This window comes from Mucilaginibacter sp. (assembly GCF_041660805.1).
Classification (GTDB): Bacteria; Bacteroidota; Bacteroidia; order Sphingobacteriales; family Sphingobacteriaceae; genus Mucilaginibacter.
Map to the genome: position 1 here is coordinate 99,802 of NZ_JBAZVP010000016.1, position 14,037 is coordinate 113,838.

Sequence of the window (14,037 nt, forward strand, 5' to 3'; positions counted from 1 at the left end):
GATTTCCGTCACTTAATAACAAGTTGATTATCATTTGATTGAAAATAAAAATAAGGGAGATTTATGCCAGATAAAATCAAAATCATGAAAAAGCTACTTTTATTTTTGTTTATACTAACAATGACAACATCTGTTACCGTTAGTGCGTGGGGTCAAGCCAAAAAAGACACGACATTTAAAGTCTATATTAATGCCAAAGGTGGCATACATAACCACGGCGGCACGCCACTGGGGTATATTGATAAAGACAATATCGTCCGTAACAACAAAGGCCAGAAACTTTATTTTATTGATGGTAATGGTAATGTGATCGATACGAATGGTAAGAAATTGGGGATGGCCAAGAAAAATGGTTCCTATTACAATATCAATGGAGAGAACATTCTCAGTACGAAAGACCTGGATAAAGAAAAATGTGCTATTTTAGACCCACAGGGTCATAATTTTGGTACGGCGCACATGAATTACAAATTACACGCCTGCGCTGTACATTGTTATTTCCTGGAACAGCAAAAGAAAAGGGAAGAAGCAAAAAAGGAAAAGGGCTAACACTTTAGTTCCATCAAGACACTTGGGCTGGGTTTTCTAACGGATACCCAGCCTTTTTATTAATACCTGGCTATATCAATCTAAATACCTGGCTGGTTGTTAAACAGATGCGTACTTTTATAGTAAACCAGCCTTAACAGGAAATTACCAATCCAAAATGGAACACACTCACCAAGCAGATGAAATGAAAATGGAGAATATGGACCATAGCAAAATGCAGCACGATCATGATCCTCATAGGGGCATGTCGGAACATGACCACCACGCCATGATGATTGCCGATTTTAAAAAGCGGTTTTATGTAGTGTTAGTGCTTACTGTCCCGATCATGCTGTTGTCCATGCAGATTCAGCAATGGCTGCACGTAGATTTCAGCTTCACAGGATCACCTTACGTGCTTTTTGCGTTAGCTTCCGTAGTGTTTGTTTATGGCGGCTGGCCGTTTTTGACAGGGTTAGTAGAGGAAGTCAAAGCAAAGAACCCCGGCATGATGTTTCTGATCGGCTTTGCGATCACTGTCGCTTACAGCTACAGTGTAGCCATTGTTTTTGGTTTAAAGGGCATGGACTTCTTTTGGGAGCTGGCGACGCTAATCCTCATCATGCTATTAGGCCATTGGATAGAAATGAGGTCGGTAATGGGCGCATCAAATGAACTGGAATTACTCGTACAGTTGATGCCATCGGATGCACACATGATCATGAAGGACATGATACATGACGTAAAGACCGATACACTGAAAGAGAACGATATAATCCTGGTCAAACCAGGTGAAAAAGTTGCAGCAGACGGGATCATACTGGAAGGAGAAAGCTATCTGAATGAATCCATGCTGACCGGCGAATCTAAACCTGTACAAAAAATCAAAGGTGATAAAGTGATCGCGGGTTCTATCAATGGAAATGGATCTTTTAAAGTAACGGTGTCCCATGCAGCCAAAGATTCCTATCTGTCCCAGGTCGTTAAACTGGTTGATGATGCGCAAAAATCAAAATCACAAACCCAATTACTGGCAGACACAGCAGCCAAATGGTTAACGATCATTGCTCTTGTTACCGGTATTTCTACATTTTTATACTGGTACTTAGCCGGGCAAACCTTAGCCTTTGCGATGGAAAGAATGGTTACCGTCATTGTGATCTGCTGCCCCCATGCTTTGGGTTTGGCCGTTCCGCTTGTCGTTGCCAAATCAACCGCCTTATCGGCAAAACATGGCCTGCTGATCAAGAATAGGACTGCATTTGAGAACGCACGAAGAATTACCACGATTGTATTTGATAAAACGGGGACGCTTACTGTAGGAAAGTTTGAAGTATCCAAAATAATATCTCTTCAAAAAGAACTGGATGAAAAGGAACTCATTCGCCTGGCATCTTCACTGGAACAAAACTCAGAACACCCGATTGCTACCGGCATCCTGCAAAAGGTAAAAGATTTAAAGATCACTATCCCCAAGGCAGAAAACTTTAACGCCATAACCGGTCAGGGAGTTGAAGCAACGGTAGAGGGTAAAAAGATCATGGTGGTTAGTCCGGGCTATTTAAAGGAAAACAAGCTTACTGTTCCTGATGGTTTTACAGCTGACGATACGGAAACAGTCGTATTTGTAATTATCGGGAAGGAATTGGCGGGATATATTGCTTTATCCGATGAAGTACGGCCGGAATCAGCCGAAGCCATTAAAACCTTAAAACAGGAAAATATCAAATCAATCCTGCTTACCGGCGACAACAGCAAAGTAGCTGCCAGCGTAAGTAAAACGTTAGGAATGGACAGTTTCATTGCTGAAGTTTTACCGCATCAAAAATTAGAGAAAATTAAAGAACTGCAAAGCAAAGGCGAGTTTGTAGCTATGACCGGCGACGGGGTGAATGATGCTCCTGCACTGGCCCAGGCAGATATCGGCATTGCAGTTGGTTCTGGCAGTGATATTGCGGCGGAGACCGCCGGAATAGTGCTGGTCAACAGCAATCCGAAAGATATTGTCAGTTTGATCTTATTTGGCAAAGCCACTTATCGAAAAATGATCCAGAACCTGGCCTGGGCAACCGGCTATAATGTCATTGCCTTGCCACTGGCTGCCGGAGTGCTTTATAACCAGGGAATTGCATTAAGTCCGGCAGCTGGGGCCGTTTTAATGACCGTAAGTACAGTTGTTGTTGCAATCAATGCAAGCTTGCTAAAAGTAAAGGCTTAGTACAATAGGATGTAAATTTTTAACAGAATTATATAAAATTATCAAAAGGATCTATCCATACCTTAGCAGTGTAATAATTTAAAGCGCAAAGTAATTGTCGCAATATTTTAAAAAATTATAAGTTTAACAGAATAATGAAATGTCTCGCTGTTTTCCTTGCATCATGTATCCTGTTGCTATCGTCGGTTTCGGGGATGGCAAGCCCTCATCAGGGGCAGGCATCTTGCTGCAAAGAAAGTACGCATAAGGATCGCTGCAAACAACAGAAGCAAAACTCCGATAACAATTGTGCTAAAGGTGTCTGTAATACCATGTTGTCTTGTAGTACCTGCGGATTTATGCTGAATCCATCTGTTCTTCTTTCACCGGCTACGATTGATTTAAATAATCAAATAGCCCGCCCTTTTATTACAGGCGAGATATCAGATTTCCATGATAATGATTGGAACCCTCCGAAAGCTTAATAATTGATCCCATTGAGCAGTCAATTCCTGACTGTAGTATTTCAATTAATTATTAATCTTTAAATTCAAAATCATGAAAAAGTTTCTTTTCATCACTATGGTGATGCTATTATCCGTTATATCCATTACTTATGCGAATACTCCTTGCTGTAACAGCAAAATGAACCATTGTACCAAATGTGTAAAGGGCTGTGACAAGCCAAACTGCCTGGATTATTGCAGCAAAAGCTGTAAGGCTTCCGGAGAATGTACGACTAAATGTAAATAATATAACAAAGCCGCCTCTTCATTGGGGCGGCTTTATAAACTATTCCACACAAAAAACGTATCAATAATTTATTATCTTCGGTCAGTGAAACGTATCGCACTTATATCATTAACAGTTATTTACCTGCTTTCGGCATCAGGTATTACTGTTAGTAGTTTTTATTGCTGCGGTAAACTGGAATCTACCAGCGTTTCTTTTGACAGTGCCCAAAAAACTGCCTGCAAAATGGCAACAGGAATGCCGGGTTGCTGCAAAACAAAAACGCAATTATTTAAAGTAAAGGATCAGCATGTTGGTTCGCAGGCTTTGAGTTTAAATGCCGGTTTGTTTCACGCCATTATTCCTGCCTGCTCCATATTCGATTTCAGCGTTTATAGTTTCAAACCTGACTATACCGCTTTTAACAGCCATGCACCGCCTGACTGGCCTCAGGCACCTGTTTATATTCTTAATTGCACCTACAGAATCTGATCTGTACTTTTCTTTATAGCCTTACGATCCGTAAAGAGGCTATCCTTTGAATTAGAATCCATCATCTTAATTTATAATTAACGCACAGGGCTTAATATGACCTGGTGCCATTTATTCAATTTTTAATTTTTATTTCCATGAAAAAAGTAATGTTGATGGCTGTTGCCATCTTATTCTCGGCCGCAACCGTTTTCGCTGCAAGTCCTACGACCGCTGCTTCTGACACGACTAAAACCAAAAAAGTTAAACCGGCCAAAGTGCAGTACACGTGTACCATGCATCCGGAAGTCTTAAGTGACAAGCCCGGTAAATGCCCTAAATGCGGCATGGAACTGGTGAAAAAAGAACCTGCTAAAAAGAAAGCTGAAAAAATGAAAATGTAATTCATTTAAGCCCGTCCGTCTGCCAGCTGGTGGATGGACGGGCTTATCAAAACCTTTAAGATGATCAATCAACTTATTACCCTGTCTTTAAAAAACAGGTATATCGTATTACTGATCGCCATTGTGCTTTTTGTATGGGGAGCCTATTCCGTCAGGGAAAACCCTATTGATGCCATCCCAGATCTCTCGGAAAACCAGGTGATCGTATTTACCGAATGGCAGGGCCGTAGTCCGCAGATCATGGAGGACCAGGTAACCTACCCGCTGGTCAGCAACCTGCAGGGTATCCCCAAAGTGAAAGCCATTCGTGCCACATCCATGTTCGGGATGAGCTTCGTTTATATCGTTTTTGACGATAAGGCCGATGTATATTGGGCGCGCAGTCGGGTACTGGAACGACTGAACTACGCGCAGCGCTTATTACCGCAGGGGATCACCCCAACCTTAGGCCCGGACGGCACCGGTGTTGGCCATATCCTATGGTATACGCTGGATGCCAAAGGCATGGACCTGGGCGAACAACGCGCCTTGCAGGACTGGTATGTAAAACTGGGTCTGCAAACCGTTCCCGGGGTTAGTGAGGTCGCCTCCTTCGGTGGCTTTGAAAAGCAATATCAAGTTACTATAGATCCACATAAACTTAACTACTATAATATCCCCTTATCGCAGGTGCTCAAATCCATCAAAAGCAATAACAACGATGTAGGTGGCCGCAAATTTGAAATGAACGGCACAGGCTACATTGTGCGCGGACTGGGCTATATCAAAACATTATCCGATGTGGAGAACATCCCGGTTGGGGTGATCAATACCATACCCGTAAAGATCAAAGATCTAGCTACCGTACAGATGGGTGGCGATGAACGCTTGGGCATATTTGACCAGAACGGCAACGGAGAAGCAGTTGGCGGTATTGTGGTGATGCGTTATGGTGAGAATGCCGACAAGGTGATCCATGCGGTCAAAGTTAAAATGACCGATATTCAAAAGGGATTGCCTACGGGTGTAAAATTCAAGATCGCCTATGACCGGAGCGAGCTTATTGAAAGCGCCATAGGTTCTGTGAAACATACACTGATCGAAGAGATGATCACGGTATCCATTATTGTGATCCTGTTTTTATTGAGTTTAAAAAGCGCTTTAAGCATCATTATTCAGATCCCTATTACCATCGCAGCCAGTTTTATCCTGCTTAATGCCTTTGGCATCAGTTCTAATATCATGTCGCTAACCGGTATTGCATTGGCTATTGGGGTGATCGTGGATAACGGTATCGTCATGGTAGAAAACTCGCACCGGAACCTATCCCTTGCACAACAAAAAGAAAAATCATGACCACAGCAGAACGCATAAAAATCATAGAAGCCTCCTGCAAACAGGTGGGGCGTGGTGTATTCTTTTCCACGCTCATTATTGTAGCTTCATTCCTCCCGGTGTTTTTGCTGGAAGGACAGGAAGGTAAATTGTTTGGCCCGCTGGCCTGGACAAAAACATTTATACTGGCTATAGATGCAATTTTGGCGGTAACACTGGCCCCGGTGCTGATCTCTTTTTTCCTGAAAGGGAAATTGAGAACAGATGACCGCAATCCTTTAACCAATACACTGGAAAAACTATACCGGCCAATCCTTAACTGGTGTGTTACCTGGCGTAAAACAACTATCGGGATTAACCTGGTTGCTTTATTGATCAGCATACCTTTGTTATTAAGCTTAGGCAGTGAATTTATGCCGCCATTGGATGAAGGAACGATCCTGTTTATGCCGGTTACCCAGCCGGATGTATCCAACTCACAGGCCAAACAGCTTTTACAGGTACAGGATAAGATCATTAAAAGCGTACCCGAAGTAAAAAATGTTCTGGGTAAAGCAGGTCGCGCCAATACCGCTACCGATAATTCGCCGATCAGCATGACAGAGACCATCATCCTCTTAAAACCTAAAAGCGAATGGCGCAAGGGTATTAAAAAGGAAGATATCGTCAATGAACTGAACGCTAAATTGCAGATACCAGGTGTGGTGAACGGCTGGACCCAACCCATCATCAACCGTATCAATATGCTTTCCACAGGTATCCGTACCGATGTAGGTTTGAAAGTTTACGGACAGAATCTGGATACGATCTATGCTTTGTCCAGCCAGATGAAACAGGCCCTACAAGGCATTAACGGGGTAAAGGATCTGTATGTTGACCCGATCACTGGTGGCAAATACCTGGATATACAAGTCAATAAAGAAGCTATAGGCAGATACGGCCTGAGTGTAGATGATGTGAACGAAGTGGTGGAAAGCGCCCTGGGCGGCATGAACCTGACCACCACCGTGGAGGGTAGACAACGGTTCAGTGTCAATGCCCGGCTGGCACAGGATTACCGTAGTAACCTCGATGCAATCAAAAGGACGCTCGTGCAAACCGCTAACAACGGCCCGGTCCCTTTATCGTCTGTTGCCGATATAAAAATTAGTGACGGTCCGGCAATGGTGCAATCAGAAAATGCGCTCTTGAGAGGAACAGTTCTGTTCAATGTACGCGACCGGGATCTGGGCAGTACGGTTAAGGAAGCCCAGGAAAGATTAAACACCATGGTTAAATCGCTACCCAAAGGCTATTTTATAGAATGGAGCGGGCAGTATGAAAACCTGATCCGTGCTGAGCATACCCTAAAGCTGGTATTACCTATTGTCCTGCTCATCATTTTTGCCTGTTTGTATTTTGCCTTTCATTCTATCCGCGAAGCTTTTTTCAGCCTGATCTCCATCCCATTTGCCTTGATTGGCGGCGCTTATATGGTGTACTTCTTTGGCGTGCATTTATCAGTTGCCGTAGCTGTTGGCTTTATCGCCCTGTTTGGGATCGCGGTAGAAACTGGTATCGTGATGGTGATCTATCTCAACGATGCCATGCAACAACTGATTGCCTTAAAAGGTAATTCCCGAGAAACTATCACCAGAGAAGACCTGAGAATTTATGTGATGAATGGCGCGGTGAAACGCTTGCGGCCAAAACTCATGACGGTTTGTGTAGCCCTGTTTGGCTTGGTACCTGTGCTTTGGGCAACCGGGACAGGTAGTGATGTAATGCTGCCCATCGTATTGCCGATGATCGGCGGGGTTTTAACTTCTTCCACACATATTTTACTGGTTACCCCGCTCATCTTTTTGATGGTAAAGGAGTACGAGTTAAAAAAATATGGCAAGCTGGAAGTATTAGAAGTAAAGGAGTAATAACATGAAAACGAAATATCATATTATAATTATGCTGGTCGCCTGTTTTGCATACCTATCGACAAAAGCGCAGGCACAGCGCCTGTCATTGGATAGTGTTGTGGCAAAGGTATCCGCCAACCCGGCATTGCTGGCTTTTGATGCGAAAGCCAGCGCGCAGGATGCTTATGCCACAGGTGCAAAAAGCCTCGATGCGCCGAAGATCAGCGCGGGCCAATACCAGGTACCCTACCAGTTTAGTCCTAATGGTGGCTCATTCATGATCCAGGCTGAACAAATGTTTACCAATCCGGCGAAGCTAAAGGCCAAAGAGGAATATATGAAAGGACAATCCAAAGTGACGACAGCTGAAAAAGACTATTTAAAAAATCAACTGATCGCGCAGGCAAAGCAATATTATTACGAGCGTGTGGTACTGGAGAAAAAGCTTGATCAATTGCGGAATACGCAAAGCCTGCTGGAGTACATGCTCAAGGACGCCAATATCCGGCTGACCTATGGCAAGGAAAAACTGAGTAATATTTATAAAGCCAAAGCGGACCTGTTTGAACTGGACAATACCCGTGATCAATTGAACAGCGAGATCAGCCAGAAGAATATCATGCTCAATACGCTGATGAACCGGGATAAACAAGCGGCTTTCACCGTGGACACTACTGTTGTTTTGAATAATTATGAAACGGAATTAACCGATACCGCAACATTGGCCAATGCTCGTAGTGATATTAAAAGCCTCAACCGGAATATTGAGTTGCAGCAATTGAATGCCAGGGTTGAATACAGCAAACGCAAACCTGATTTTGGTATCCAGGCTGCACACATGCTCAGTTATGGTGGTTACGCTAACCAGTATATCTTAATGGCTTCCGTAACGATCCCTATCGTTCCCTGGGCATCTAAAGAATATAAGGCTAACCTGAAAGGGATTCGTTACGAGGTAGAAGAATTACAGCAGCGGAAAATGGATGTGCTGAACCAGGCCCAGGGACAACTGGCCAGTATAAGAACAGATATGGTCAGCAAGAAAAAGCAGATCGGCAACTATCAACAAAATATCATTCCGGCCTTGCAGAATGGTTATAAAACAGCATTACTGGCCTATGATCAGAATACCGGCGATTTGCCATCTGTGTTAATTGTTATTAAAGATCTGCAAACATCCAGAATGAATGCCTTAGACCGTTTACAGGAGCTTTTAACCTTACAGGTTGCTTATGAACGGGAAAACGAGATCACGGCATTATCACCAAACAACCAGAACAAATGAAAAGTATTAAAATCATAATGATCAGCCTGCTATCATGGATGTTGTTTTTCGCTGCCTGTTCAGATCAGAAAAAGGAACCGGCCAAAGCGCAGGTCAAAACTGATGCCAAATATACCTGCCCGATGCATCCGCAGATACTGGAAGATCATCCCGGCAACTGTCCGATCTGCGGCATGGCGCTCGTAAAAAAATCAGGCCAGACCAGTGAGGGCTCAGGCATCAGCTTGAATACAGTTTTGCAACCAATTAATTCTTCGGTGCTATCAAACGTTAACGCCATTGTACCCGAACAAAAGGAAGTACCGACGATAATCTCAGCCCGGGGTTATCTTGACTTTGATACGCGTACCTTTAATAATATCGCGTCCCGCTTTTCTGGCCGGATTGAAAAACTATATATCAAATATGCTTTCCAAGAGATCCACCGGGGCCAGCGCATCTTTGATATCTACAGCCCGGATATGGTTACTGCCCAGCAGGACCTGATCTACCTCACAAAAAACTCCGCTCAGGAAACAGGATTGATCAATGCAGCAAGACAAAAATTGTTATTACTGGGTATGACCGCTGAACAGGTTAACCAGGTGGTTAAAACAGGAAAAGCTTTTTATAATCTGCCGGTCTACAGCGCCTATGAGGGGCATGTACATGATATGCCGCATAGCCAGATGGCGGGCGCGGCACCAGTACAAGCACCATCTGATTTTGCAAGTAACCTGCCGCTATCTGTCAAAGAGGGTATGTATGTTGAAAAAGGGCAGAATTTGTTTAATGTAGTTAACCCGCACAGGCTTTGGGCCATTGTAAAAATTGATCGCTCCGCCATTACAGGGTTAAAATTAAATCAGCCGGTTACGATAACCTTGCCGGATCTGCCGGGTAAGACCATCACGGGCAAGGTCAATTTTATAGAACCGACTTTACAGGAAGGCGATAAAACAACCAGCATTCGGGTTTATATTGACAATATGGAGCATGAACTGAAAGTGAACAGTATCGTCCAAGCGACCATTCAAACCGGCACCCAAAGAGGTGTATGGATACCACGGACTGCACTGATTGATCTGGGCCAAACTAAAATTGTGTGGTTAAAAAATGGTGCATCATACGCGGCTCACCAGGTAAGTGCAGGCATAACTAATAGTAACGAAATACAAATTACAAAAGGTTTATCCGCCACAGATAGCCTGGCATCCAATGCCCAATATTTAACAGACAGTGAAAGCTTCATTAAAACGCAAGGCCATGAATAAGAAATATTTTTTAAGATTAAGTGCAACCGGTTTCTTTGCTTTTGTTGTACTGATCGCTGTACTTTTTACAGCCTGCACCCAAAAACCGAAAACTATTGCTACTGCCACTAAGACAATGAATAAAGCTTATTATACCTGCTCTATGCATCCGCAGATCCATGAAGATCATCCGGGAAACTGCCCGATCTGCGGTATGAAGCTGATCAAGGTGGAAATGACCGGAAATAGTATGGATATGACCGCAAACAAGATCAGGTTGACAGCTACACAGATCCAGCTGGCAAGCATACAAACAGACACGGTAAGGGAAGAAAATGTAGGTAGCGAAAAGACAGTGACCGGAACAGTTACCACCGACGATAATAAATCGGAAGAGCTGAGCGCAAGGTTGGCAGGCAGGATACAGCAATTATTTGTCAAAACAACCGGTGAGAAAATAGCCATGGGGCAGCCTGTTTATTCCATCTACAGCGAAGATCTGCAGGAAGCCGAAAAGGAATATTTGCTGGCCAAACAGCAGCAAAAAGTGCTGCATAATCCGGATGTGGATTATCAGCAGCTCATTAGCGCTGCCGAAAACAAGCTACAACTTTGGGGCTTGTCGCCGGCACAAATCAGGAACATAGCGGTTTCCGGCAAAGTATCCGCAACCACAACCATATTGAGTAAAGTTGGTGGAACCGTTAGTGAAATAGCGGTACATGAAGGAGATTATGTTACCGAAGGGATGTCTGTATTAAAAACACAAGCCTTAAACAGTTTATGGGTAGAAGCGCAGCTGTACGCCAGTGAAACAAACAGCTATAAAGAAAATGACCGGGTAAGTGTTTCCTTTCCTGATCTGGGGGGACAGGTCATTAATGGTAAAGTTGAGTTTATCAACCCGGAACTGTCCAATGCCTCGAAGGTCAATTTGATCAGGATCAGCATTCCAAACCCGCAAGGCCTGATCCGGCCCGGTATGCTGGCTTATATTTCGATTCCAGGTGGTAATAACCATACTTTAGCGGTGCCTGTTTCCGCTATTTTAACCGATGGAAAAGGCAGCCAGGTATGGGTCAAAAATTCGGATGGCAGTTTTTCAGCCAGGATGGTCAAACCGGGGAATGGTAATCAGAGCTATGTGCCTGTTCTTTCGGGCTTAAATATTGGAGATGTTGTGGTAACTAACGGAGCTTACCTTTTGAATAGTGAAGCGATATTTAAGAACGGTGGCGACAATATGGCCGGAATGAAAATGTAGAAATTAAGGCCCTTTATAATGGGCCTTAATTTTACTTGCAGCAAGATCCACCTCTACAACAGTTCGGGTCTTTTTTCGCTTTCTCACAACATTGTTCTTTCTGAACGGCTGCTTTTGCTTTCTTTCCTTTTTTGATGTTTCCGGCAGTAGCGATACTGGCTACCGACAAGGCCATCAGGCCCGCCATAAGAAGTTTTTTCATATTCTTGTTTTTGCTAAAGACGGAGCAGCTTTAAAAAAGACACAGCTCAGCAGGAATGATTTTCCACGATGTTGCCATAGTTGTCAAACTCATAGTTACAGCATTTCAGGATCGCGGCTTTGAGTTGCTGACGTGCACGTTGTACGCGTACTTTGGCCGCAGAAAGGCTAATCCCTGCCCTCGCTGCCAATTCCTTGTGAGGTAAACCTTCGATGTCGGCCAGTAATAATGCCTCACGGTAAATAGGCGACAACGCTTCGATCATGGGTCGCAGGCAGCAGTCAGCCAGCTTCAGACTGCCATCCCTGATCTCCGGATCATGAACGGGCCGGTCAAAGTCCATCACTTCATGCAGTTCATATTTTGAGTTGCCCCGGTAGTGATTCATCACTTCATGATGCGCCATTCGGAATAAGTATGATGGCAAGTTACGTGCCTTTTTAACCAGTTCAACATGACTGTCAATTTTAAGGTAGAGGTTCTGCAATATATCATGGCATTCTTCACCATGATTGACTTTGCCGCATACATACTGCTTCAATCCCTTGTCAAACTGTTTCCAGATGTTTAATGTCTCGTTATACATATCAGTAAGCATTGCGTAAGCGGTCAGCAAGTTCATCCGGCAAAGGACTGTCTTCAACTGCTTTAGCTGCCCATTCTACATCGTAAGGTATCCTGATGAAGTCTACCTGGATTCCCTCCTTGTCATTAACCGAACTGTTTTCATTTATAGTCAGCAGCACATAGCATCCAGCGGCATTGCCATCTTTTGGTTTACCAACGGAACCGATATTAATGACATGCTTAAAGCTGCCGTTATTATTAATGATGCGGTAATAGGGCTTATGGGAATGGCCCACACATAAAATATCCGCTTTAGCTTCGTTCATCATATCCAGTACATAAGCTTCATCAGTATCTTCCAAAACATATTCATTGATACTGCGGGTACTGCCATGCGCCAAAACGATATTCAAATGGTCGTTATTCAATTGAAATTCCAGCTTAATATGTGCGGGCAGTGTATTCAGGTATTGCCTGTTTTCGGCAGATACTAATTCATAAGCGTAGCCCTTTGTCTTTTGGTCATGGTTGCCGGCCAGTGTGGCGATACCGCGCCTGCGGATTTCCGCAATGACTTCGTTCGGCCAGATGTTATAACCGATCAGGTCACCCTGGCAATAAATTGCATCGGGCTTATGTTTGTCCAGGTCTTTTAAAAAAGCTTCAAATGCCGGCAGGTTGGCATGTATATCAGAAAATAGCGCTATCCTCATTATCCGTTCCTTAACATATCTGCATATTCGTTCGGAAGCGGGCTGTCTTCCACCGCTTTGGCCGCTTTCTCGATATCATAGTCAAAGCGGATAAATTCCACCTTAATACTGTCTTTATCTTTAACAGAACTGTCTTCGTTAATGTACAGCAACACATAACCACCACGCGGGTCTTTATCTTTCGGTTTACCAACCGAGCCGATATTGATGGCATGGCGATAATGTCTGTCTTCCGTGATTTCGGTTGATAAAATGCGGTGATAGGGCTGGTGGGTATGTCCGAAGCACATGACATCCGCATCGGCTCCTTCCATAATGCGCAGCATACTTTTTTCATCCCTGTCTTCAAACAAGTATTCGTTTACTTTACGGGGACTGCCATGTACAAAAAGCACATTCAGTTTATCATTATTCAGTTGAAACTCTAAACGAATATGAGCAGGCAGGGTACGCAAATAAGCTCTTTGTTCATCTTTTACAACCTCGTTAGTATAAGCAATAGATACTTTGCCCATTGCTTTTTCTTCATCGGTTTTATAGGCACAGCCGCAATCATCGCTGTGACGGCCGATGCCAAAATCATAGTTTCCGGTAATACAGGGGATGCCGCGCTTGCGGATCTCATCAATGACCTCATTAGGCCAGATATTATAACCTACAAGGTCACCCAGGCAATAAATGGCATCAGGCTTTTGGGTTTCGACATCAGCGAAGAAAGCCTCCAGTGCCGGTAAGTTAGCGTGTATATCAGAAAAAAGAGCAATCTTCATTATTGTACAGTAGTTAGCGTTTTAGTTTTAGAAGTATAATATTTTTTGCGGAAGTAGAAAGCAAGGTTAACTAAAGCGATCAATGCGGGCACTTCCACCAATGGGCCAATCACCCCGGCAAAAGCTTCGCCTGAATTGATACCAAAAACACCAATGGCGACAGCGATAGCTAATTCAAAATTATTGCCGGTAGCTGTAAAAGCAATAGAGGTACTTTTGGAATAATCTGCCCCAAAAGATTTACCGATAAAAAAGCTTAGCACGAACATGATGGTAAAGTAAATCACCAACGGAATTGCTATCCGCAATACATCAAAAGGTATCTGTACGATCAGGTTACCTTTTAAGCTGAACATGACCACGATGGTAAATAGCAAAGCTATCAGGGTGATGGGCGATATGAACGGTACATATTTCGTTTGGAACCATTCTTCGCCTTTGAGTTTGATTAAAGTGTAACGGCTGA

Annotated in this window: 14 protein-coding genes; 9 read left to right on the top strand and 5 right to left on the bottom strand. The window is 43.7% G+C overall.

All coding sequences use genetic code 11. From position 1 onward, the window contains the following. The first annotated feature begins 84 nt into the window (after positions 1 to 84). The 9 genes from WC743_RS18390 (at position 85) to WC743_RS18430 (ending at position 11,319) form a co-directional block, all read left to right on the top strand. Positions 85 to 549, top strand: coding sequence for a 5-fold beta-flower protein (locus WC743_RS18390; RefSeq protein ID WP_373014291.1), 465 nt, complete (start codon positions 85 to 87; stop codon positions 547 to 549). A gap of 157 nt (positions 550 to 706) precedes the next feature. Further along, entirely contained in the window at positions 707 to 2,746 is a 2,040-nt protein-coding gene (locus tag WC743_RS18395) for a copper-translocating P-type ATPase (RefSeq protein ID WP_373014293.1), read from the top strand. A gap of 816 nt (positions 2,747 to 3,562) precedes the next feature. After that, positions 3,563 to 3,949, top strand: a complete 387-nt coding sequence (locus WC743_RS18400) for a hypothetical protein (protein WP_373014295.1) — start codon at positions 3,563 to 3,565, stop codon at positions 3,947 to 3,949. A gap of 137 nt (positions 3,950 to 4,086) precedes the next feature. Continuing rightward, entirely contained in the window at positions 4,087 to 4,332 is a 246-nt protein-coding gene (locus tag WC743_RS18405) for a heavy metal-binding domain-containing protein (protein ID WP_373014297.1), read from the top strand. A 60-nt stretch (positions 4,333 to 4,392) separates the two neighbouring features. After that, a complete protein-coding gene (locus tag WC743_RS18410; protein WP_373014299.1) occupies positions 4,393 to 5,667 on the top strand; it encodes an efflux RND transporter permease subunit in 1,275 nt (424 codons plus the stop codon). Continuing rightward, positions 5,664 to 7,556: an efflux RND transporter permease subunit gene (locus tag WC743_RS18415; protein WP_373014301.1), complete on the top strand. Its 1,893-nt coding sequence runs from the start codon at positions 5,664 to 5,666 to the stop codon at positions 7,554 to 7,556. The genes WC743_RS18410 and WC743_RS18415 overlap by 4 nt, the downstream gene beginning before the upstream one ends. 4 nt (positions 7,557 to 7,560) lie before the next feature. Further along, entirely contained in the window at positions 7,561 to 8,823 is a 1,263-nt protein-coding gene (locus WC743_RS18420; protein ID WP_373014303.1) for a TolC family protein, read from the top strand. Beyond that, a complete protein-coding gene (locus tag WC743_RS18425; RefSeq protein ID WP_373014305.1) occupies positions 8,820 to 10,076 on the top strand; it encodes an efflux RND transporter periplasmic adaptor subunit in 1,257 nt (418 codons plus the stop codon). Before WC743_RS18420 ends, WC743_RS18425 begins: the two co-directional genes overlap by 4 nt. Continuing rightward, a complete protein-coding gene (locus WC743_RS18430) occupies positions 10,069 to 11,319 on the top strand; it encodes an efflux RND transporter periplasmic adaptor subunit (RefSeq protein ID WP_373014306.1) in 1,251 nt (416 codons plus the stop codon). The genes WC743_RS18425 and WC743_RS18430 overlap by 8 nt, the downstream gene beginning before the upstream one ends. 31 nt (positions 11,320 to 11,350) lie before the next feature. On the opposite strand, the gene WC743_RS18435 is transcribed toward WC743_RS18430, so the two are convergent. The 5 genes from WC743_RS18435 to WC743_RS18455 all read right to left on the bottom strand — a co-directional run. Next, on the bottom strand, positions 11,351 to 11,521 hold the full coding sequence (locus WC743_RS18435; protein WP_373014308.1) for a hypothetical protein: 171 nt from the start codon (positions 11,519 to 11,521) through the stop codon (positions 11,351 to 11,353). Between the two features lie 46 nt (positions 11,522 to 11,567). Then, positions 11,568 to 12,143, bottom strand: a complete 576-nt coding sequence (locus WC743_RS18440) for a sigma-70 family RNA polymerase sigma factor (RefSeq protein WP_373014310.1) — start codon at positions 12,141 to 12,143, stop codon at positions 11,568 to 11,570. Beyond that, positions 12,109 to 12,801: a metallophosphoesterase gene (locus WC743_RS18445; RefSeq protein ID WP_373014312.1), complete on the bottom strand. Its 693-nt coding sequence runs from the start codon at positions 12,799 to 12,801 to the stop codon at positions 12,109 to 12,111. Before WC743_RS18445 ends, WC743_RS18440 begins: the two co-directional genes overlap by 35 nt. Continuing rightward, entirely contained in the window at positions 12,801 to 13,571 is a 771-nt protein-coding gene (locus WC743_RS18450) for a metallophosphoesterase (RefSeq protein WP_373014314.1), read from the bottom strand. The genes WC743_RS18445 and WC743_RS18450 overlap by 1 nt, the downstream gene beginning before the upstream one ends. Further along, the coding region (locus WC743_RS18455; protein WP_373014315.1) for an arsenic resistance protein at positions 13,571 to 14,037 on the bottom strand (467 nt) is incomplete at its 5' end. The genes WC743_RS18455 and WC743_RS18450, both read right to left, overlap by 1 nt.

What these genes read in the sequence shown, in the direction of transcription:
- WC743_RS18390 (WP_373014291.1), top strand. Translation starts at nt 85, where the DNA reads ATGAAAAAGCTACTTTTATTTTTGTTTATACTAACAATGACAACATCT.
- WC743_RS18395 (WP_373014293.1), top strand. Translation starts at nt 707, where the DNA reads ATGGAACACACTCACCAAGCAGATGAAATGAAAATGGAGAATATGGAC.
- WC743_RS18405 (WP_373014297.1), top strand. Translation starts at nt 4,087, where the DNA reads ATGAAAAAAGTAATGTTGATGGCTGTTGCCATCTTATTCTCGGCCGCA.
- WC743_RS18410 (WP_373014299.1), top strand. Translation starts at nt 4,393, where the DNA reads ATGATCAATCAACTTATTACCCTGTCTTTAAAAAACAGGTATATCGTA.
- WC743_RS18415 (WP_373014301.1), top strand. Translation starts at nt 5,664, where the DNA reads ATGACCACAGCAGAACGCATAAAAATCATAGAAGCCTCCTGCAAACAG.
- WC743_RS18420 (WP_373014303.1), top strand. Translation starts at nt 7,561, where the DNA reads ATGAAAACGAAATATCATATTATAATTATGCTGGTCGCCTGTTTTGCA.
- WC743_RS18425 (WP_373014305.1), top strand. Translation starts at nt 8,820, where the DNA reads ATGAAAAGTATTAAAATCATAATGATCAGCCTGCTATCATGGATGTTG.
- WC743_RS18430 (WP_373014306.1), top strand. Translation starts at nt 10,069, where the DNA reads ATGAATAAGAAATATTTTTTAAGATTAAGTGCAACCGGTTTCTTTGCT.
- WC743_RS18435 (WP_373014308.1), bottom strand. Translation starts at nt 11,521, where the DNA reads ATGAAAAAACTTCTTATGGCGGGCCTGATGGCCTTGTCGGTAGCCAGT.
- WC743_RS18440 (WP_373014310.1), bottom strand. Translation starts at nt 12,143, where the DNA reads ATGAACTTGCTGACCGCTTACGCAATGCTTACTGATATGTATAACGAG.
- WC743_RS18445 (WP_373014312.1), bottom strand. Translation starts at nt 12,801, where the DNA reads ATGAGGATAGCGCTATTTTCTGATATACATGCCAACCTGCCGGCATTT.
- WC743_RS18450 (WP_373014314.1), bottom strand. Translation starts at nt 13,571, where the DNA reads ATGAAGATTGCTCTTTTTTCTGATATACACGCTAACTTACCGGCACTG.